This window comes from Acetivibrio clariflavus DSM 19732 (assembly GCF_000237085.1).
Classification (GTDB): domain Bacteria; phylum Bacillota; class Clostridia; order Acetivibrionales; family Acetivibrionaceae; genus Acetivibrio; species Acetivibrio clariflavus.
The window spans coordinates 2,199,324-2,220,967 of the sequence record NC_016627.1; the positions used below are offsets into that span (position 1 = coordinate 2,199,324).

A 21,644-nucleotide genomic window follows, 5' to 3' on the forward strand; every position below is an offset into this window, starting at 1 on the left:
TAACCGTAAAATTCGCTTTTTCGATGAAAAATCGATTTATGACTGTATTTGATATTCAATTTGTAAAGAAAAAGCAAATGTAAATTATCTCAGAAGGTACTTAAGAAATGATTGAATCAAGATTTAGTCTTATATGAAGCGAATATAAGTATAATGAACCTATGAAATGTAACGAATGTGTTAGCATTTTAAAACCTTTTTAAGAAGAAAAAAATCCGATAAAATCATGAATTGCAACTAATTTCATTAAAAATAGGAAATTACACAATAGAAGTGTTTAATAAAATTCTTACTGAATAAATAATACCGAGAATAAAAATTTTAACAAGTACTGTAATTCATCAATATACAAAAACATCCACTTTCGTTTGTTTTAGAAAGTGGATGTTATTTCTTCAAATCTGGTGCGCCATTAGGGACTCGAACCCCAGGCCCACTGATTAAGAGTCAGTTGCTCTACCAACTGAGCTAATGGCGCATATTTCGTATCTCCCGAACACTTAATCATTATAAAAGCAAATTCATTATATGTCAATACTAATTTTAAAAATTTTTTTACCCGGCCTTAAAAAATTTTTTAAAAAAAGTCTTGATTTATTTTTATGTATATGTTATTATAATCAAGCAACACGCCGAAGTGGTGAAATTGGCAGACGCACTGGACTCAAAATCCAATGCGTGAAGGTTTTTCGTATAAGCTGTAAACCTTGATAAATCTGGGTTTCAGCGAATATGATAAGTGAATATCCCTCCACAGCATCCCTCCAATTTCCTCGGGTGTGTAAGTGGTCGGATAAAACTAAATAGTTAACGTGCCGATGTGGCGGAACTGGCAGACGCCCACGACTCAAAATCGTGTTCCCGGAAGGGAGTGTGGGTTCGACTCCCACCATCGGCACCAATTAAAAGACAGCGTTGGTCCCCTTGTGTAAGGGGATTTTTTTTATCTCTCTAATTCATCAGTTGATTCCTGCTGGTCGAATAAAACTGGCAGGATTGCATTTGCCGTAGCAATTTTGCTGTTATAGTCTAAATGAGTGTATATGTTGGCTGTCGTGGATATATCGCTGTGCCCCAACCACTCCTGTATTTGCTTGAGACTTACACCGTTTGCGTATAGCAGGCTCGCACATGAGTGTCGTAAATCATGAAACCTGATTTTCCTTAACCCATGTTTCTCCAGTAAAAGTGCAAAATGCTGTGATATATAGTTTGGTTTCATTCGCTCTCCTATCTCATTAACGTGAACAAAGTCCAAGTATTTGCCATTGTAGCAACTACCGCATAACCTCCTGTTATTCTCTATATCTTTTTTCTTCTGCAACAGTAAGTCTGCGATTGGCTTGACCAGCGGCAACGTGCGTTTACTGGCTTTTGATTTGGTTCCCTCCTTTTCTATAATAACATTGCCTTGCCCGTCTCCAAAGTTGACCTCTGTCACTGTTAATTGTATTGTTATTTTCGGGTCATCTGGGTTAAAATCAATCGCATCCCACCTTAACCCTATTATCTCGCTCCTACGCAGACCATAGTAAGCCGCTAAAACTATGGGTAACTCCAAGGGGTCACCTTTTGCAGCCTTGAAAAGTTTAGCAAGCTCCTCATCGGTGTAGTAGGATGCAGTGTAATCCTGCTTTTTAGGACGCTCAATCCTGTCGGCTGGATTAGATTTAATTAAACCCAGATGAAAAGCGTGCTGCAAGGCTTTGCGAATGTTGGCATGACGTCTTAACACCGAATTAGGCGACAGTCCCTTACTTAATTCGTGCTGATAAAAGTCCTGCAAATACTTGGGGTTTTCCTCAATATCGGTCAGTGTCAGCTTTTTGTCCATAAAATAGGGGATTATGCTCTGCCTGATGCCACTGTTATAGGATGCGTATGTGGTCTCCCTGACTCTGGTCCGCATCATCTCCAACCACTCCAATAAAAAGTCCACGAATAAAACCGACACCTCATCTGTCGCAGGGTTAATACCTTTTGCTGGGTTGCTCTCAATCCAGCCAAGCTCTATTGCGTAGTTTAACGATAATGTAATAATCTCGTGTATCTGCAAGATGGTCTTTTTAGACGCATGGTTTTTCGTCTTTTCATGGTTATAGTAGGCTTCCAGTGTTGAGGTCCTTATCTCGTGGAGCTGCAAATTTAAGCTCTTAAAGTAAGGACCGATAAAAACTCTGGCGTTATGGCTGTATACTGCGTAAGTTTCTTCGTCAAAGTCGTTCATCTTGTCCTTTAGCCATCTGTCTAAAAAGACGTGATACGGAGTGTTCTTACCTGACGCAATATCCTCCGGCTTAAAAGTCTTACGAGCCTCCAATAACATAGCCTCGGCTTTTTTCTTATTGCCCTTTACAGGCAGGCCCGTGCTAATTGATTTGCTCCGTCTTTTACCATCACCGTCCTTCCAGTTAAGTATTATGTGGTAGTATCCGTTCTTCTCACGCAAGTGTCCTGCTATCATAATAAAACTCACCCCTCCTTTAGTTGATAGCAGCCAACCTACCACTGACAAGCTATAGTATACCGATATTATTGGCTGCCAACAACGTATAACGCATTGGATTTTTACGATTAAGCAACGCCGATAAAACGTAACACGCTAATTTTCGGGATTTTATAGATTCGACAGATTTTTAGATGTTGGATGTTGTTTGCCCGCAATAGCTTGTAGGCAGTTTTGGTGCTGATGCCAAGCATCTGGCTCATTTGCTGCACATCCAATACATCTGGATAGTCCGCAAATGTAACATTGATAGTATTGTTTGGAACTTCATCCCGCATAAAATCACCTCCGGAACCCTTATGTTTTGGGATGTTTTGAGGGAGGCCTGATTTTGCGGGGGTTCCTGCGAATAAAACTTGACACCGGCCTAATAATTGGGACTGGCCTAATATACGCAAGTTATGCTAAAATCTGCGTATGGGAGGTGATAGGCATAGCAAAATTAACTGATAAACAAATAAAGATTAGGGAGTACCTCAAATCTGCTTGGAATCTATCGGATAGAAGCATTGCACGAGCTCTTGGAGTATCACATAGCACGGTCGGTCGAGTACGTAAGGAAATGCAAAAAAGTGGTCGATTCGACCACTTGTCAAATACAGCGGATAACGAGTGGATGAACCACCCGTATATACAGGCTAATAAAGGATTGCTGGAAACATTAAATCCCCGGGGACTGCGAGCCATCAAAAACATTGAAGTGCTTGATTATATGCAGGCTCACCCGCAGATAAAAAGCCCGTGCGTTGCACAGGCTTATTTAGCACGAGAAAAAAGACAACAGCGTAAAGACGCAAGGGTAACTATATCTTTGGACGATGTTGATATTAGGGTCGCTGACGTTAGGCACGTTGAACAGTTTGATTGGATTGAGGACGGAAGCATTGACCTTTGTATTTGTGACCCGCCTTGGGATAGGACGTCAATCCCCATATGCGAAGGTATCAGCAGGGTCGCAGCCGATAAATTGCGTGACGGCGGAAGCCTACTCGTGCTTACCGGAGGCAGCCACTTGCCTGATATTATAAATGCACTATCAGCGAATAAAAGGCTACGCTATCACTGGCTCCTGACATGCCCGTTGCCGCAAGGCTCTCCTGCGTCCGTAAGCAGGCTAAAAATACAGAGCAAGGTCAGGTTTGTGCTTTGGTATGTCAAGGGGACTTACGACGGCGATATTGTATCAGACTACATAAATCGACCTAATAGCAGCAGTGCTACGGATAAAACCTACCATGAGTGGGGAGCACCGGAAGAACTGATTTCTGAATTGATAGAACGGTTTTCAAACCCCGGAGATACCGTAGCTGACTGGACCGTCGGCGGGGGTACTACTGCTGTCTGTGCAGTGCTGCTTGGGCGGAAGTTTATCGAGTCTGATGTGGACGAAAATGCCGTCAAGACAACCTTACGCAGAGTGCGTCAACTATTTGGTTACGCCCGATAAAACCTGCGTTACGGGCTTACGACAATCGCCTGCATAAGCCCCTCTGTCTCCACACTCACTCTTGGTACCTCCACCTGCAATTGACCCATTATAAATATTTGCAAGACCTGATTTGTTATCAAATTCAAAGCAAAAATCTAAACCTCATCCTACTACGGATGAGGTTTTAGTTATTTACGCTTCATGACTTTTACTTTAAAGGTAAATCCATTAGAACAACGGTATGTTTCAACCCCATTGTCTTTATTAACTAATACCAGCTTTTTAGCTTCTCGTTCAGCCATTACATACATTTCATCTTCTGTGTTTAATGGAGTTCCGTCAATATAGGTAAGCGAAAATTTTTTATCAGTGTTACTTTGCGTCTTTTCTTCCAGGGTTACGCTAAAGTCGGCAGCGATACATCGCAATAGTAGGTTAATTATATATTCAGGTGGCTTACGTTTGCCCGTCTCCCAGTCTTGCAATGTGCGTAACGGTATATCGTAATGCTCTGCAAGTTGTTTTTGCGTAAGCTTTGCTTGTCTACGCACTTCACGAATTCGAGACATATAATCACATCCTTGAATTTTTTGTACACACGCAATGCGTGTTTTGTCAATAATCTTTACGCACGCATTGCGTGTGTACGAAGATAATGCCGATGTCTACGATTGGATTAGAAACCGGCCTAATCGTCTGTGTTATCGTCCGTCCGGAAAATCCCTCAATTGTAAGGTTTATTGGTAACTTGATGTTTAAAACGGCTTTAATCGAAACTCAAACGGTCAATAAAACCTGCTGGTTTCTTCGTCCTACATGATAATCCACTGGTTCCATGAAATCCGTGATATGCCAAAAAATAAATTTAAAAATTCCGTGGTTTTCCCATCATATTGGGCTTATTGCGGGCGACGGATAAAACGATGCTAAAATCCAGAGTTAAATATTTGTTTTAGGTGTATGTGATTATAAAATTCAATACCATAGCCCGTAATCTATTTAGAATAGTTTAAGATGAGCCAGCCGACATTTTGGGAATTTAAAGGATGAGGGGACAAAAACTTGAACTATTTACACAACATAGTTAAGATTCTGGCAATACTCATCTTATCTTGACACGACCGTATAAAACACGCTTATACATTGTTTTTAATGCTTAAAATCGCTTTACAATCGCTTTGCAATTATAGTCTTGAGTTTTGGTCGACTCGGTTTGTAAAAACCTTGTGAAGGGCTGCTTACGCTCGAAAAATAATGGTTAAAAAACACCCCTTAGCAAAATAGACTGCTAAGGGATATTTATATGACTTTAAAAAGGATTAATTTTCAATAAAGACGAAACTCACAATTCATCTAATAATTCTTTTATGCTTATTGTTTTATCAAATATTGCAGCGCCTGTTAAAAGAACTACTTTACTACTACTTTCTCCTCTATAAATCCTTCAAAACTATCTATATCTTCAAATCCTACTTCAGTACCTAAAGCCTCAAAATGTTTCTTCCCGCATTCAATTTTAGCTCTTTCCGTTGGTCTCAAAGCATCAAACATAGTATCAGCTTTGGTTTCCAGTACAAAGTACAGTTTATCCTTGCCGTCCGCATCAATTAGTACAGCCCAGTCAGGATTATAACTGCCTAAGGGAGTGGGTATGGTAAACCAGCCGGGAAGTTTTGCATACAACTTAACTTTGCTATTGTTTTCAAAGCTTCTGGCAAACTTCTCCTCGTTGGCACTATCATATACCACATATTCATATACTGATTTTTTACTTTCCATCATGTTTTTAGACAAATAGCCTATAAGTTCCTTACTTTCAAAAAGTTCTTGTGCGTAATATTCGTCGTTACCTATCTTCGTGTATTTAATGCCATCAACTATCATTAACCTCATTTTAGCAGTGATAATTTGCGCTACCTGCTCCATATACTTTTGAGGGTTCTTCTTAAAAAGGTGGAGAGTATTGCTTCTTATCAGTATCTCCACAATGGTTTTTCTGGTTAAATTGGTTTCATTTTGAAGATAGGCAATAATATCAGGCAGATTTTCCTGTTGGTTATCCAAAGCAACAGCATATCTATCTGATTCTTCCGCCACAACGCCACCTGCACTAATATCAAGCCCTGCTTTCGTATATATAAGCTTTGGTGAACTTATAAATAAGCTTTTCTGCATCTCTCTACAACATTCATCGATTAGCTTTTCACTATCAAAATCTACAGAATAGGTAGTTTTGTATTTTATCCTATCCCATAGCTCTTTAAACTCAGGGTCAAGATAGACCCGCTTATTAAGCTTAATAGCTTTTTTATCGCTATTGTTCTTGATATTAAGTCCGCTACATACTTTTCTGGCAAGAGCCGTAATATCAGCTTTTACATGTTCATAATCTTCCGGTACATTTAGCTTGTTGTCTTTTATATCAATTTTCAGCTTGTCTTGCACTTCACCTGTTTCATCAATATAGCCATTATCTAAAAATGCTTTGAATATGGCCTCAGAAGCCTCCTGTCCTAAATACTTTATGCTTCCATCCTCTTGTTTTACCGGAATATTGGCAAATAAATGAGTTTCAATAATGCCAAATCTTATGCCGCTTTCAGTTTCGTATTCTTTCTGGAGTTTAGCTGCAAATTCCTCATAGCTTTCATTAGCGATAACCGTCAATGTGTTTACAAAAGAACCATACTGACGTTCTCCTTCCTGATTAACACAAAGACGCAGGCCACGACCAATCTCTTGACGCTTTTTAACCTCGCTCTGTGTTTCATTTAGGGTACATATCTGAAACACATTGGGGTTATCCCAGCCCTCACGTAATGCTGAGTGGGAGAAAATAAATCTAAGTTTAGTATCAAAAGATAAAAGACGTTCCTTGTCTTTCATAATCAAGTTGTAAGTATCCTCATCATCTTGCGTAGAACCGCTGGTATCTTTTAAGACACCTTTCTTATCCGCTGAAAAATAGCCATTATGAACTTCTTCGGCTGTAGTATCTAAATCAATATCTTTAAACAGCGTATTATACTTAGGCAGTCTTATGAGGTCGTTATAATGTTTTTCAAAGAGCTTTGCATAGATACCCTTTTGAGGATTCCCATTTTCATCATAGTAGCGATAATTTGCCACACGGTCAATAAAGAACAGACTCAGCACTTTTATTCCCAGCTTGTTTAATACCAGTTCTTTATCTAAGTGCTCCTCTATTGTCTTTCTAATCTGCTGTTCTTTTATGGCCAGGTCGTCCACATCTCCTATAGGTTTACCTATACGTAAAATATCCGGCTTACTTGTAAAGGCAACGTATTCGTTCCCTTCTTCACAATAAATCTCGCTAATAATATATCCTTCATAGACATCACGCCCTCCGGATTTTTCATAAAGGTCATCTCCACGCTTAACCGTTACCGCTTTCCGTTTAACCACACCTCTTCTATCTTTGACATCCATCTCTATTTTGGCTGTTATAGGAGATTTTTTATTGTCTACAGATAAAAGCTTCAAGTAGGCTTTATTGTGGTAGTCTTTAGTTGTAAACCCGGCAACTTCTATCTGTTTAACTAGACCTAAATTATAGCTGTCTACTGCATCCAGCTTATAAACCAGATTGTGCCTTTCCACATGAGTAGCTGAGTAACGAAATATACATAATGGATTTAGGGACTTAATAGCCTCTTTGGCTTTAGGAGTCGTGTCTACAGATTGTGGCTCATCTATAATAACAATGGGTCTGGTCTCCTGAATAAGCTCAATAGGCTTCATACCGTTTAATCTGTCATTTGTCCTATGAATAATATTAGCCTTAGTTTCCTTAGTAGGGTCTGTAAAACTCTTCCTAAAAGCGTCAATATTTATAACCATAATCTCGATATTATCGCTTACCGCAAAACTTCTTACCTGTTCCAGTTTGCTACTATCATATATAAAGTAGTGGTAAATTGTATTATCATATAATTCCTTAAAATGTTCCTCTGTAATCTGTAAGGTCTTATACACACCTTCTTTAATGGCAATACTGGGAACAACAATAATAAACTTGGAAAACCCATAGTTTTTATGGAGTTCAAAAATTGTCCTTAAATAAACATAGGTCTTACCTGTACCGGTTTCCATCTCTATATCAAAATCATACTCGCCGGCTTTTAGATACTTTGTTTGTGGCAGGCCATTTCTAAGCTGGACTTCTTGCAAATTTTTAAGAATCTCTTCTTCATCCAGTTCAAGCCTGTTGCCTATACCGTTTTCTGTATCAAACAGGCCTATTTGTCCATTATAAGCTGATACGGTAAAATTAGTATGCATAGGCGTTTGGCCTCTAAACAAATCCACAACGGAAGCTATGGCCTGCTGTTGGTATTCTAGGTTTTTATCAAATTTCAACTTCATTTTAGACCATACCTCCCTATATAGTTATAAACTCTTCAATTCCGCCAGATTTAAGAATTTCCTTGATATTGGTCTTGTTACTGTCTGACTTAAATCCATTATCCTTAAATACAACTCTGCTGCTTTCAGGTGATAATTCTTTTATTTTTGTCAAAATACCCTTAGCAACCTCTGTTGTAATCTCATTATCAAGGCAAATCATCAGCATGCCATAGCCAATAGAATAGACTTTCTTACCGGCAATCGTAAACTCATCAACTGGATAAGTCAGGTCAAGACCATATTTAAGCATTATCTCATAAACAACATCAAATTCCGTCCTGCCTTCCACAAAATTGTCCACATAGTCCATTAAAGATTGCTCTAAATTATCATAATCCGGCTGCCACTTTCTGATATTAGAGGTATCAAGCTTAAACACCTTAAAGCCAATATCAAGGTTTTCTATATTTTCTTTATCTTTATATTCTTCTTTGATTTTTTCACCTGCACGACGGATACGCTCTTTGCCTATCTCACAAATGTTTTTATAACCTGCTTTATAGGCTTCAGATTTTTCATCAGTAGGCTCAGGAAGCTGAACCATAATAAATTTGCGGTTGCCACCGTCTTCGGCATTAAGTTGCATTATGGCATGGGCGGTGGTAGCGGAGCCTGAAAAGAAGTCTAGAATTATATCATCATCTTTTATATTTACAAAATTAATAACTCTTTTAATTAAATCCACAGGTTTTGGATAATCAAATATCTTTTCATTAAATATTTGCTTTAATAGTCCAGCACCTGATGAGGAACCTATATCATCAACAATAGTGGTAAATAGCTTTGTATTTGGATTATCAGAGGTTGGTTCAAAAATTTTCTCGTATGCAATCCAAGCTCCATCCTTTCTTTTAAACTCTACTCTCCCATTCTTTATTTCTTCAAACATTTTTTCTTTACCCCAACGCCAGCAACCTTCCTCGCCTGAAGGGAGCATTGGAAAATGGTCATTACCATCCGGGTCTGGAATAGGATAAAATAAGTTAGGTCTATCAGTGCGTTTACTATTTTCTCCCCATTTTCGTAATAGTTGTGTTTTATACTTTAACTTCTTAACCTCATCGTAAAACGGATAATTCTCATCCTCTTTCAACTCTTTCCCTGATATATAAAGTGAAATCTGCTTTGCATAACATAGAATATATTCGTGAACTATTGCATAATGTTTGCTGTCTTGTCTACCACCACTACCTTTTCTAATAAAGGCAGATACAAAATTATCTTCCCCAAACACCTCATCACAAATCTTCCTTAAGTTATGCACCTCATTATCATCAATACTAATAAAAATAACCCCGTCTTCCGTAAGCAGATTTCTTGCTAATCTTAGTCTCGGATACATCATATTAAGCCAATCCGTATGATAGCGTCCACTTGCTTCTGTATTTGTGCTTATTCTATTGCCTTCGCTATCTACTTGTCCTGTGAGTTTCTTATAATTCTCAAGGCTGTCGTGAAAGTCGTCGGGATAAACAAAGTCCTTACCCGTATTATAGGGTGGGTCTATGTATATCATCTTAACCTTGCTATGGTAGCTCTTTTGCAAAAGTTTTAATACCTCAAGGTTATCTCCCTCTATGTAAAGGTTCTGAGTTGTATCCCAGTCTTTGCTTTCTTCTTTACATGGTCTTAACGTTCCCAGTGAAGGTGTTTGGGATAAACGCAAGGCTCGTCCTTTACCGTTCCAGGTGAAATTATAGCGTTCGTTACTATCATCTACATATTCACCTAAAAGTTGCTTCAGCTTTTCAAAATCTACCTTTCCCTCTGTAACAACTTCAGGAAACATGGTCATTAACTTCTTGATATTTTCTTCCCCTATGTCCGGGGTTTTGCCCGTAAGAGTTGTTTCTATCATTCGTTATCGCCTCCAAGCAATTTATTTTTTCTCTGTTCTAATTTCTTAATCTCTATATTTAGCTCCATTTTGCGGTTAAACTGGCTTTCCTTCTTGAGCTTAGATCGCAGATTTGCAATTCTTTGCTCTATATCTTCTATCTTTGCTGAGAGTTCTCTTGCCTTGGCACCAGTTACAGTGTCATCTGTTGGCATAATGGCTGATAGATTATAAATACTGATAGCGTCAACTATATCACTATAAAGTGTATAGAAGTTTGTAAACCTCATTTGCTTTATATCAAGCTTAGCGAATAAAGCACTATCATTACTTAACCAGTCAGTAGAGATAAATTCCTCAATGGTATTCTTGCTGCTGTCACTTTGGCTTGTCCTCTGGTGAGCCATATAAAACCGTATTTTATCTTCCAGCTTAAAAATCAGCAGCATAGGGTAGGGGATAGTCCTCATAATAATCTCAGCTATTCTGTTAAGCCCATATTCTTTATTTAAAATAACTTCTATAACTTCAATTTCCGGATATTCTCTTACTTCATCCTTATATGCCGGTATATTTATTGTTTCAGGTTTAAGGCAGTAGAGCCATACTACCTTGTTTATGGTATCTGTAAACAAGGATTTATCACTAGTAGATAAATTTGCATTTTCATAAAATAACTTCTTGTAAATAGTGCTACCAATAAAGCAGGAATCCGGAATGTTTAGAAATTTGTAAGTATCCATAGCTACTACCCCTATCCCTTTATGACCAAAAATGTAATCAGTTCAAAATCCTCAATACCATCAAAGGTTCTTTTCGGCATGGTGGTGCCGCCTTTACTAAAGAGGCTGGCCACTCCAATCTCCTGCTTCTTGCCTATAATATTTTCAATAGCAGCTTCCAACAAATCGGAATAATGTTTCATTTTACGACCATCATTGGTCTCTTTATTAAACTCCTCTACCAACTCTTTAAATACTTCTTTTTGTCCGGAGCATAGTTTTTTATAAAAATCCAGTATCTTCTTAGCATGCAGGAAAGATAGCTTTACTTCCCCATCATCTGCGATATAAACCATATAATAGGGAAATAGAGGGTTCTGCTCTTTGCTTTGTTGTTTCCCTTTGACTTGTCTAAGGGTAAAAATCACTCCTGGATTTATAGTATCTTTTACGCTTTCGTCTATCTTTGCAACAGCATACATTCCATTTGGCGCCTCATCTAAAAGCTTTCTATTGGCTTTCATATATTCCATAAGCTCAATCTTAAAATCATTAAAGGTCAGATCTGTTATCGATATGCCTCCCGATATATCTTCTAAGTCCACAACCTCTTTCTGAAGCCTTTCAAGCTGCTTCTTACGGTATTCGAGGTCTCTCATCTCTTTGCCAGAGTCTGTTTCTATAATATTTTCCTCACCTGTGGCAGACACATCCAATAAAACCATCCTGCCTCTGACACGCTGCTGGAGGTTTATGTACTCGTCCAAGTCCTTGGTAGCCCAAAAGTTTACTAATTTGACAGATTGGTTAATTGAACCAATACGGTCTATACGCCCGAATCGTTGTATAATTCTGACCGGATTCCAATGAATATCGTAATTTATCAAATAATCGCAGTCTTGCAGGTTCTGGCCTTCAGATACACAATCGGTAGCAATAAGTATATCTATATATTCATTAACTTCGGGATATATCTTAGAACACTCCTTCGAGATAGGAGAGAACAAGGTCAATATAGTATTTATATCTGATATTTTAATCGATTTTCTCAATTCTTTTGATATAGGTAAATTGGAATGATTATCACCACTACCAGTTACAATAGCCGAATAAATGCCTTTTTTTGCAAAGTGGTCGGCTAGATTTTCATATAAATATCGGGCTGTATCTGCAAAGGCCGTAAATACGATAACCTTTCTGTTTTCAGGATTTATTGGATTTTGAATTTTGTTTTCTATAAGGGTTTTAAGTTCTAGCAGCTTTGCATCTCTATCAGGTGTAACATTCATAGCTTCCAATAAAATAGTTTCCAGCTTGTCCTTATCTAACAATAGATCTTGCTTCCACTTTATTAGGTCCATATCTTGGAGTAATACCTTTACATTGTTGCCAAACATAAGGCTGTCAAACTCTGGGTCGTCTATATCAATATCATTGATATCTAATTCTGCATCATAGTCAAATTGCATTTGTTCTACGGCTTCGATAGCCTTTTCTATTTTATAGAGGATATTTTCAACGGTTAAAGCAAAGGAATTGATAGAGCTTTCCAATCTCTTTAATATACCAACACGCATAAGACCGACAAGACTTTGCTCTCTATCCGTCTGTCTAAAAACACTATTATTTGAGCCTACTACCATATCGTATTTATCTTCATAAGCAGCTCTTTTTTCAGGAAGCACATAGGCCAAAGGTGAATAGATACACAAGGTAAGTTTTTTTATAAGTCTATTGATATCTTCTATAGGCGGAAACTCACCTTTGGCATCAATTGCAGGATATCTGTTCTCTGGGGGTAGTCTGGTTGGAAACTTGCCTATCTCCTCTAAGTTATAATATTTTTCTATATGCTTTCTGGAACGGGCAATAGTTACCGTATCTAAAAGCTTAAAATAATCAGTATCCATCATATTGACAAATGTTTCAGTTGTTCTTTCGTGTTCAGGCAGTTCAGACCATCTATTGAATACGGTTTGCGCTTTCCTAAGAATAAATTCAATACTATCAAGACCCACATCCTTGAAGGCATCATCCCTGCCCTCAGTTATAAAAGCGATTTGGTTCTTGATATCATTCATCCGGTTGTTCACAGGGGTTGCTGACAACATAAGCACCTTTGTTTTAACACCGGATTTTATAATATCATTCATCAAGCGCTGATACCGAGTCACACGTCCTTTCACCGGTGGATTATTCCTAAAGTTGTGGCTCTCATCTATTACGACAAGGTCATAGTTTGACCAGTTTAATGTGGCAAGATTAATCTCACCAGAATAGCCATTTGTCCTACTAAGGTCAGTGTGGTTTAGAACATCGTAATTAAACCTGTCCGCAGCAAAAATATTGCGTTTATCATTTTGGGTATAAATGGTCCAGTTTTCACGAAGTTTCTTGGGTACGAGTACAAGAACCCTATCGTTTCTGAGTTCGTAGTATTTAATTACAGCCAGTGCAGTAAAAGTTTTTCCTAATCCCACACTGTCAGCTATAATGCAGCCATTGTACTTCTCAAGCTTATCAATTGCCCCCATAACGGCGTCTTTCTGGAACTTATAAAGCTTATTCCAGATTAGGGTCTCCTTAAAGCCTGTACGGCTTTTAACAATGTTATCTTCGGTAAGCTCGTCAAGATAATCATAGAAAATATTGTAAAGAGTAACAAAGTAGATGAACTCAGGAGTATTTTCTTTATAAAGAATTCGTATTTGTTCAAGAACTTTTTCTTTAACATCTTGAACAGCAGTATCATCCTCCCATAGTTCATTGAAGGACTGTAAAAAATCAATAGTATATTCCTTACCATACATACACATGTTATAGTCTAATCTATTAGAAGGAGTGATACCCAAACCATCAGTAGTAAAGTCAACAGTTCCATGTATTAAAACATTATCTTCAGGATTATCTATATAAACCAGTCTTGGCTGAGCAGGATTTGGCCGTCTTAGAGATTTTATTTCTGCTTTCTTTTCCAGCCACTCGGCACATTCCTTGGCTATGGCCGCCTGCTTCATTTCATTCCTTAGCTTTATTTCAAACTCATTGCCAGATATCTTTTTTTCAGGGTGACGAACTATGAAATATTCCCTATAAAGCTCCTGGTCCTTACGTACAAAAGTAGGCTCGGTAAAAATGAACCTCATACTATCTATCTTACTAAGTTCCTTTTTAAGTTCTTCATAAGCATAGATGGTAAAGTAGGCTGATATGATTGATAACTTTGAACCTTTACATAATTCCGCTTTTAACTCATCTATAACCCTATATTTTTTATTATCCAAAACCTTAGGTGACCTCATATAATCAATCCCCCGACACTAATTTATCTGCCTCTCCATTCACTGTTTTTTTCTTAGCCTTACGTCTGTCTGCAGGTTTTTCCGCATCTTTGGGTATAACCCAAACATCACTAAGCTTGAATGCGCCCGGTATTCTGCCTTCTTCACAAAGTATCTGAACTCTCCGTCTTGAAATATTCCACTTCTCAGCTATTTCCTTTGCTGATAAATAATCCATCATAAACACCTCCGTTTCGGAAGTCCATGAATTTATTATATTCCAACGTGCGAACAATTGCAAGAATTGATTAGCTTTTTATTCCAGAGGTTTCTATTCACTTTAAGAAAGTCAATACTCCAAAAGCGAACTCGATAGTTGCCCGCAAGGAATTTTATATAAATTATTTGATAAAAAGGTAAAAACTAAATGCCGCAGGAAACACGATAAAATCGGATAAAACTTGAAAAAGGCTATTGACTATAGGTATTAGAGTACGGTAATTTTATGTCAAATAAAAGAACTCTTTTCGTTTACACAGGGAAGCCCGATACAATCGACGCTGGTGAGAAATGAAAATATTGATTTTACAAGGGTTTCGAGATTAGCGGAAAAGAGCAATTGTCAAAGAAATTAAAATAACCTTTTCTTTGACACAGACTATTTTAAGGGAGGTTGGTGTTATGGGAACGATATACGGCTATTGCAGATGTTCAACTGACGAGACCAGACAGGACATCGACCGGCAAAGACGGGAACTACGCAAACTCGGAGTGCAAGACGAAAACATATACTGGGAATACGTAAGCGGACGCAAACCAAATAAAGTTGAATGGTCGAGACTGGTAGAGAAATTAGATGTCGGTGATACCATCTGCACAACCGAGGTTTCAAGGATTTCAAGGTCTACGAAAGAGCTATGCGAAATCATTGATTTGGCACAAGAAAAGCAGATAAAACTTGTAATAGGCAGCATTGTAATCGACTGCGGCAAAAATGACCCGATGACAAAAGGGATGCTGCTGATGTGGTCAGTATTTGCCGAACTGGAAGCTGACCTGATAAGCCAGAGGGTCAAGAGTGGTATGCAAAATGCCAAGGCCAAAGGTGTTAAGATAGGCCGACCTAAAACATCGCTGGATAATCTGCCTGCTAATTTCATCCGGCACTATCCAAAATACAAGGCCGGAGACCTGACACTCGTTGAGCTTGCTCGATTGTGTGGTATTAGCAGGCAGACAGCTTATAAGTATCGTACAATCTACGAGTGCAACGAATAAAAGCCAATAAAACTGATTTAAGGGAGGTCGTTAAGTGTGATTAAATCAACACTGTATTGCTTGGAGTGCCGGGAGTATGTGCCACTGCATCTACGTGATAATCACCCCTGTCCATCCGATAAAATCGCAGCCGTGGATAAGGAGATGACTGGCATTGTTGACAGGCTCTATGATATGGGTATTACACCAACTTGTGCAGTTTGGACCGCTACTAAACAGAGCGACGACGAAATTGAATACCTGCTGACGGTGCAAATTGAGATTGAAAGTCAAGTGTGTCAGCCGGTGCTGGGGGATTTACCCACAGGCTGGTATTATGGATGGGATGAGGAGACGGATAAAATCTGTATGCTCGGATACTTGGACTTTGAGTGCTATGTAGGGGCAAGAGCAAAAGAAAGAGTACGTGCTGTTGCACGGAAGTTTGAGAAGTTCTTGAGCAAAAAGGACCCCGCAGCAGTAAAAGCGATGCTACTACTCACGGGGGTGTAGGCTATGGATGTGCTGGACGTCCAAACTTTAAGGGCTTACTGCCTGACTTGTAGAAAAATCGTAGATAGTAAACATACATGTCAAACATACCGTCAAGTGCTACTGGATGCGGTCTTGGCTGGTATAGCCGAGAGACTCGATAATCTGGGTCTCAACCCTATAATGCTGACGTTCTACTTCGCAGAAAACCAGCCAAATACATACCGTTTACAGATAACTTTAACTCTTGCTGTCAGTTTATCTTGCGAAATATTGGGACCATTGCCCGCAGGCTGGAAGTATTGCTGGGATAGCAATACAGCATCTTCAATTGAGTATAATGACTGGCTGTGCGTTACGAAAGATTACGCAGAAGCAAGGTTAAAAACAGTTGTCAGAGAGTTTGAAAAATTCCTTGACGGTCGAGATGCGGAGGGTATAATGGCTATGATACTGCTGACAGGTTAATATGAAAAGCAGGAGCTGCGGATAAAATGCTCCTGCTTAAAAAATTTCTTCCTTAATATATTAGGGGTTTTTAGCTTTCGGCCTATGATGTTTTTATCATAGGCCCTTAATTCTGAAACTGCCGTAGAACAAAAGACCTTACAGGTCGGATAAAACCGCCTGTAAGGTCTTTCGCCATCATACCTGAACCTTTAGTGAGTGCTTGTATTCAGCGTAGTGGTCGCTCAACACATAGTCGATAACGCTTTTCTTCGGAATCAGGTAACTACCCCGGATGTAAAAGTGCTTGACTCGATTGGCTCTTATTAGCTTACGTGCAGTGGTGTCGCCGATACCTCCAAGCATTTGACGAAATTGTTCAAGTGTCACTAAATCAGGATAGTCCTTATACAGCTCTTTGTAATAGGCTCTGTTTTTCACCATATTAGTCAGCTCCTTTTAAAATTATTTGTCAGTGGTAGTGGCTGACTATTACATGTTTTGATTGCTCTTTGGAGGGGGTGGGGAGTATCCCTCCACATCCCTCCTAATATCCCTCCAAAGGGAAATTTTTGTTTCAAAATGCAGGTTTTCAAGGAAGCCCGTAATGGTCGGATAAAACTCCTCGAAGCTGCCTGCAACCCTTGATTTTATGCGGTTTTCTCGGTCTCTAAATTCCTAATCGTTCCACTCCGTTCCTAAAGGTTCTTTTTGACTGATAGAACTCAAAATCCAGCGGTAGCAATACCATGTCGGTTCGAGTCCGACCTTCGGCACCAAAAAACAAAGGGTTTCAGCATCGACTGAAATCCTTTGTTTTTATTAGCGATATTCATCTCTCAGCATCCGAGTTTTATTTTAAGTACGGCTCAGCAATAACAAATTTTGTTTTGTTATATCCCCCAAACTCTATTAGTAAACTATCTACGCCACCTACATTAACTTCTATTTCTTTTAGTTCGTTTTTTGGAATATCAAATCTTTTTAATTCAATACTGCTTTTGTTAGTTGTATCCCAAATTACCAATTTTCCATCATTATCTGTGGTCCAAGTATAAAACTTCAGGGTTTGGAACTTTTTCTCCAAGGAAACAAAAATTTTAGTAGCACTTTTACTTTTACTTACTGAATCTATACCAAAGTTAAAAACAACTTCAGTATCACCGTGAAATGTCAGAGCATCCTTATCAGATGTAATTACAAGATATTCTGTATCATAGAAAAAATCCTCGAGTCTTGGTTTGAGATCTAACAAGCTAACACCTTTACCTTCTCTTTCTCCAAGTATTATAGTACTAGTTGCTCCATCCCAATCAACAGCAACTTTGAAGGCATCTGCAATTGCTCTAAGCGGCACATAAGACCTTCCGTTATATATTAAGGTATCCATTTTACTTCCATCAACATTTTTGGGAATAAACTCATTACCATTTAACTTGTATTTTACAGCAGAATTAATTTGAACTGTAACATCTTTAATCACTGTATCAGCGGTAATACCAATACATTATAATGACCCCCATTGTCAAGACAAATTTTTAGCTTTTCTAAGTTAGATTCTCCTTTCTATGTTTTTGTATAATATCTACCTTAAGGTACTCTGTCGGATGGATGTCAAAGGCGAGCATATGCGAGTTCATCTTGCCCCTTGACATCCAATGGTTATATATCCTTTTGATTCCCGGTCTGTTATGACAGACCGGCTGCCTTCCGGCGAGGACGGGGTTTGGGGCAGAGCCCCAAGGTTTTATACTACTGCCTTAATCTCTTTGTTAATCCCAAAATAATATTCTGACGGCGTTTTATAGCCTAGTGACTGATGTGGTCTCTTGTTGTTATAATATTCAATATATTCCCTCGTTTTTTGCCGAAGTTGCTGACCCGTTTCACAATCTTCATGATAAAGCATCTCCCACTTGTAAGTTCGAAAAAAACGCTCTATCCTTTGATTATCCAAGGCTCGTCCTTTCCCATCCATTGAAATTTTTATATTATTACTCTTTAGTAATTTTATGTAATCCTCACTGGCAAACTGTTTACCTTGATCGCTGTTCATAATTTCAGGTTTACCATATCGTTTGATTGCCTTTTTTATCGCTTCTAATACAAATGTCCTATCTAAAGTATTTGATAACTCAAATCCAACAATATACCGGGAATACCAGTCTATTATAGCTACCATATACATAAATCCACGTTTAAGACGGCAATATGTTATGTCTATAGACCATACCTGGTTGGGATGATCTATATTTAAGTCTCTTAGCAAATACGGGTACAAATATTTGTTATGCAGACGTCTGCTAAGATTAGGCCCGGGACAGAAACCGTGAATCCCCATTTCCCTCATATATCGCCGTGTACGCTTCCTATTGATTTGTATGTGGTAATCCCGGTGTAGGATATTTGTCATCCTGCGATAGCCATATTCCGGATGAACCGTGTATACCTCATCAATAATACGTTTTATTAGATATTCCTCATCTGTTACCGGTACTGGCTTGTAGTAAAGGCTTGTACGATTAATACCTAACAGTTCAGCTTGCCTTTTTATGCTTAATTTCTTTTCTTCTCTCTCAATCATCTTCATGCGGTCTTCCCGGGACTTAGAGTCGGCCAGATTTTTTTTTAAGCCAGGCAACTTCATATGAAAGTTGGCCAATTTGCTTAAGCAGTTCGTCCTTCTCCTTCTCATACGACTGTTTGACCTTCTCTACTTCATCAGTTTCCTTACTGAAAACTCTGCCTGCATTGCTTATAAATTCTGCCTTCCAGCGACTTAGCTGATTAGGATGAATTTCATATTCGGCAGCTATCTCATTCAGCGTCTTTTCTTCCCTTAAGACCTCAATCACTATTTTTGCTTTTTCTTCTGGTGTAAACTTTCTTCTCGTTTTCATATTTCTATTCTAACTTATTTTGACCGTTTTGTCTGTCTTAATTTATGGTATCATTATAGATAAACGACATAGAGAATAATAGAGTATTTGTCGAACTTACTCAATTAAATGCATTAAATCAGCCATTGGGAACTCCTGTTAGAATTGTAAATTATGAAACGGATGAATATTATGATTGCCCCTTTTATATTAAAGGTGGTTTGTATGGCTCTGGTATATTAGGTGATTACATTTATTGCGTATCTGCAGGTGCAAGGGAATGTCTATATAATGATGTACCTAATAATCATATTTTTAAAATTAATAGAAATTCATTAACCATGGAAATAATAAGCGATGATATTGGATATATTGCAAGAGACCTTGAAGTAAGTCCAAACGGCAAAATCTATATAACAAGCAATGGGGAAATAAAAATGACTGATCCAAATATATATCTCAGACGACAACCTGTGGATATATGATTTAGAAGGTAATTTTATTAAAAAAGTAAAGCTGAAACCCTGGTGTGATAAAATTATTATAGATAAAAAAGGTATTGCTTATATATCACATATTGGAAAGGATTATGATGGTGATTATCTGGGAGAAACCCTCATTATATTTGATACTAATACAGATGAAGTTATTAAAACTATAGATGGGTTTAATGGAATTACATCAATGTTTCTTCAAGATAATTATCTGTTTATTTATGAAACTCAAAAACAATGCATTGCAGTTATGGATATAAATAATTTTGATATTATTGGAGAGATACCTATTGATTATAAAGGTTTTTGCTTATCTATGGTTGTTGTTAAAAATAATAAATAGGATACTTAAAAGTAATCAATCCAAATGTAATATTAAAACATAAAGAATAACATAATAATTTTATTATAATGTTCCTAAAACACTTGAAATAAACCTGTAAAAAAAATATACTGTAATAGGAAAACTAATAATTAAAGGAGGCTCGCCCGTGCAAGAACTAATCAAAGGTATTACCAATTTTTCATTAGGAAACTTAATAATGTTTGTTATCGCCGGTATACTCATTTATCTTGCTATTAAGAAAGAATATGAACCTACTCTTCTCTTGCCGATAGGATTCGGAACAATACTTGCAAACATTCCCTTTTCTGCTGCAATCGACCAAAGCCACGGTGTCCTGACATTTCTTTATAATAATACCATACGCAATGACTTGTTCCCTGTACTTATCTTTATTGCAGTCGGTGCAATGATTGATTTCGGACCGCTTTTACAAAATCCTTTTATGTTGTTTTTCGGCGCTGCTGCTCAATTCGGAATATTTGCCACAATGATGGTAGCACTTTTGCTTGGCTTTGATTTGGGTGAAGCAGCTTCAATAGGTATAATTGGTGCTGCCGATGGACCTACTGCCATTTTTGTAGCCAACAAGTTTATTAGCCCTAATAAATCGGGACTTATAGGTGCTATTACCGTAGCTGCCTATTCTTATATGTCCCTTGTACCTATTATTCAGCCACCGGTTATCAAGCTTCTTACAACTAAAAAAGAACGCCTTATTAGAATGGAATACCATCAGGTTAACGTTCCAAAATCAGTTAAAATTGTATTTCCGATAGTTATCACTATAATTGCCGGTCTTGTTGCACCGGACAGTGTATCTCTTGTTGGACTGTTAATGTTCGGAAATCTTATTAGAGAATGTGGAGTATTGGAAAGATTGTCACAAGCGGCACAAAATGAATTAGCCAATCTTGTTACAATACTTCTTGGAGTAATAATCGGTTCCACCATGGTAGCCGAACAGTTCTTGCAATGGCAGACTTTAGCAATACTCGGATTAGGTTTGGTTGCCTTTATATTTGACACAGCCGGTGGAGTGTTATTTGCCAAATTCCTTAATTTATTTTTAAAGAACAAGGTAAACCCAATGATTGGTGCTGCCGGAATATCTGCATTCCCTATGTCTGCCAGGGTAATTCAGAAAATGGCAACTAAAGAAGACCCAACCAACTTCATAATTATGCAGTCCATCAGTGCAAATGTATCCGGACAGTTAGGCTCAGTTGTTGCCGGAGGAATGTTGCTTGCTTTAGTACCAGCATTTTTATAATTGAGGTGATAATATGAATTGGAAAAATATATACGATGGACTAACTATCTCAGGCATTGGTCTTGCAGGAGTATTCACTGTTTTGATTGTCTTTTATCTGTCTACAAAGCTAATGATGTATTTAGCAAATAAATTTTCAAAGCCTGATGATGGAAATTAGTCAGTAAAATATAAAAGGAGCTTTACTGAACAAAAATCTTGGAAAAGCTCCTTTTTTATTTGCCTTTTAACAATATTAAACTTTTTTCCAAACTTA

Annotated in this window: 18 protein-coding genes and 2 tRNA genes; 8 read left to right on the forward strand and 12 right to left on the reverse strand. The window is 38.0% G+C overall.

Going from position 1 to position 21,644, the window contains the following annotated elements:
* Window positions 1-402: 402 nt before the first annotated feature.
* Window positions 403-478 (reverse strand) — tRNA-Lys (locus tag CLOCL_RS09295).
* Between the two features lie 336 nt (window positions 479-814).
* Here CLOCL_RS09295 and CLOCL_RS09300 point away from each other — a divergent pair.
* A tRNA-Leu gene (locus CLOCL_RS09300) sits at window positions 815-901 on the forward strand.
* A 42-nt stretch (window positions 902-943) separates the two neighbouring features.
* On the opposite strand, the gene CLOCL_RS09305 is transcribed toward CLOCL_RS09300, so the two are convergent.
* Together CLOCL_RS09305 and CLOCL_RS09310 are read right to left on the reverse strand one after the other, a co-directional pair.
* Complete coding sequence (locus CLOCL_RS09305; RefSeq protein ID WP_014255095.1) at window positions 944-2,464, reverse strand: tyrosine-type recombinase/integrase; 1,521 nt, start codon at window positions 2,462-2,464, stop codon at window positions 944-946.
* 110 nt (window positions 2,465-2,574) lie between these two features.
* Window positions 2,575-2,784, reverse strand: a complete 210-nt coding sequence (locus tag CLOCL_RS09310; protein ID WP_014255096.1) for a helix-turn-helix domain-containing protein — start codon at window positions 2,782-2,784, stop codon at window positions 2,575-2,577.
* Between the two features lie 53 nt (window positions 2,785-2,837).
* Between CLOCL_RS09310 and CLOCL_RS09315 the strand changes: the two genes are divergently transcribed.
* On the forward strand, window positions 2,838-3,953 hold the full coding sequence (locus tag CLOCL_RS09315; RefSeq protein ID WP_014255097.1) for a DNA methyltransferase: 1,116 nt from the start codon (window positions 2,838-2,840) through the stop codon (window positions 3,951-3,953).
* A 170-nt stretch (window positions 3,954-4,123) separates the two neighbouring features.
* Here the strand turns inward: CLOCL_RS09315 and CLOCL_RS09320 are convergent, their stop codons facing one another.
* From CLOCL_RS09320 to CLOCL_RS09345, 6 genes are all read right to left on the reverse strand, one after another.
* Window positions 4,124-4,504, reverse strand: coding sequence for a helix-turn-helix domain-containing protein (locus CLOCL_RS09320; protein WP_014255098.1), 381 nt, complete (start codon window positions 4,502-4,504; stop codon window positions 4,124-4,126).
* 841 nt (window positions 4,505-5,345) lie between these two features.
* Window positions 5,346-8,321, reverse strand: coding sequence for a type III restriction-modification system endonuclease (locus CLOCL_RS09325; protein WP_014255099.1), 2,976 nt, complete (start codon window positions 8,319-8,321; stop codon window positions 5,346-5,348).
* A 16-nt stretch (window positions 8,322-8,337) separates the two neighbouring features.
* Window positions 8,338-10,221: a site-specific DNA-methyltransferase gene (locus CLOCL_RS09330; protein WP_014255100.1), complete on the reverse strand. Its 1,884-nt coding sequence runs from the start codon at window positions 10,219-10,221 to the stop codon at window positions 8,338-8,340.
* Complete coding sequence (locus CLOCL_RS09335; protein ID WP_014255101.1) at window positions 10,218-10,943, reverse strand: DUF4391 domain-containing protein; 726 nt, start codon at window positions 10,941-10,943, stop codon at window positions 10,218-10,220. The genes CLOCL_RS09330 and CLOCL_RS09335 overlap by 4 nt, the downstream gene beginning before the upstream one ends.
* A gap of 11 nt (window positions 10,944-10,954) precedes the next feature.
* Window positions 10,955-14,224: a helicase-related protein gene (locus tag CLOCL_RS09340; RefSeq protein ID WP_014255102.1), complete on the reverse strand. Its 3,270-nt coding sequence runs from the start codon at window positions 14,222-14,224 to the stop codon at window positions 10,955-10,957.
* Window positions 14,225-14,228: 4 nt separating this feature from the next.
* A complete protein-coding gene (locus CLOCL_RS09345; protein WP_041715051.1) occupies window positions 14,229-14,441 on the reverse strand; it encodes a helix-turn-helix domain-containing protein in 213 nt (70 codons plus the stop codon).
* A gap of 443 nt (window positions 14,442-14,884) precedes the next feature.
* Between CLOCL_RS09345 and CLOCL_RS09350 the strand changes: the two genes are divergently transcribed.
* The 3 genes from CLOCL_RS09350 (at window position 14,885) to CLOCL_RS09360 (ending at window position 16,420) form a co-directional block, all read left to right on the forward strand.
* A complete protein-coding gene (locus CLOCL_RS09350) occupies window positions 14,885-15,481 on the forward strand; it encodes a recombinase family protein (protein WP_011837858.1) in 597 nt (198 codons plus the stop codon).
* Between the two features lie 36 nt (window positions 15,482-15,517).
* Window positions 15,518-15,973 carry a hypothetical protein gene (locus CLOCL_RS09355; protein ID WP_014255104.1) on the forward strand — a complete coding sequence of 152 codons (456 nt, stop codon included), beginning with the start codon at window positions 15,518-15,520 and terminating at the stop codon, window positions 15,971-15,973.
* A 114-nt stretch (window positions 15,974-16,087) separates the two neighbouring features.
* On the forward strand, window positions 16,088-16,420 hold the full coding sequence (locus tag CLOCL_RS09360; protein WP_245532866.1) for a hypothetical protein: 333 nt from the start codon (window positions 16,088-16,090) through the stop codon (window positions 16,418-16,420).
* A gap of 177 nt (window positions 16,421-16,597) precedes the next feature.
* On the opposite strand, the gene CLOCL_RS09365 is transcribed toward CLOCL_RS09360, so the two are convergent.
* From CLOCL_RS09365 to CLOCL_RS09375, 3 genes are all read right to left on the reverse strand, one after another.
* Complete coding sequence (locus tag CLOCL_RS09365; RefSeq protein ID WP_014255105.1) at window positions 16,598-16,843, reverse strand: MerR family transcriptional regulator; 246 nt, start codon at window positions 16,841-16,843, stop codon at window positions 16,598-16,600.
* A gap of 409 nt (window positions 16,844-17,252) precedes the next feature.
* On the reverse strand, window positions 17,253-17,882 hold the full coding sequence (locus CLOCL_RS09370) for a stalk domain-containing protein (protein WP_014255106.1): 630 nt from the start codon (window positions 17,880-17,882) through the stop codon (window positions 17,253-17,255).
* 264 nt (window positions 17,883-18,146) lie between these two features.
* Window positions 18,147-19,299 (reverse strand): IS3 family transposase gene (locus CLOCL_RS09375; RefSeq protein ID WP_027622199.1). Its coding sequence is split into 2 segments (ribosomal slippage): window positions 18,147-19,031 and window positions 19,033-19,299, totalling 1,152 coding nucleotides; the frame shifts between segments, so codons are not numbered across the junction.
* Window positions 19,300-19,499: 200 nt separating this feature from the next.
* Here CLOCL_RS09375 and CLOCL_RS09385 point away from each other — a divergent pair.
* From CLOCL_RS09385 to CLOCL_RS09395, 3 genes are all read left to right on the forward strand, one after another.
* Entirely contained in the window at window positions 19,500-19,763 is a 264-nt protein-coding gene (locus tag CLOCL_RS09385) for a hypothetical protein (RefSeq protein ID WP_144687026.1), read from the forward strand.
* 500 nt (window positions 19,764-20,263) lie between these two features.
* Window positions 20,264-21,388: a sodium ion-translocating decarboxylase subunit beta gene (locus CLOCL_RS09390; RefSeq protein WP_014255109.1), complete on the forward strand. Its 1,125-nt coding sequence runs from the start codon at window positions 20,264-20,266 to the stop codon at window positions 21,386-21,388.
* A gap of 13 nt (window positions 21,389-21,401) precedes the next feature.
* Window positions 21,402-21,548: an OadG family protein gene (locus CLOCL_RS09395; RefSeq protein WP_014255110.1), complete on the forward strand. Its 147-nt coding sequence runs from the start codon at window positions 21,402-21,404 to the stop codon at window positions 21,546-21,548.
* Window positions 21,549-21,644: the final 96 nt, after the last annotated feature.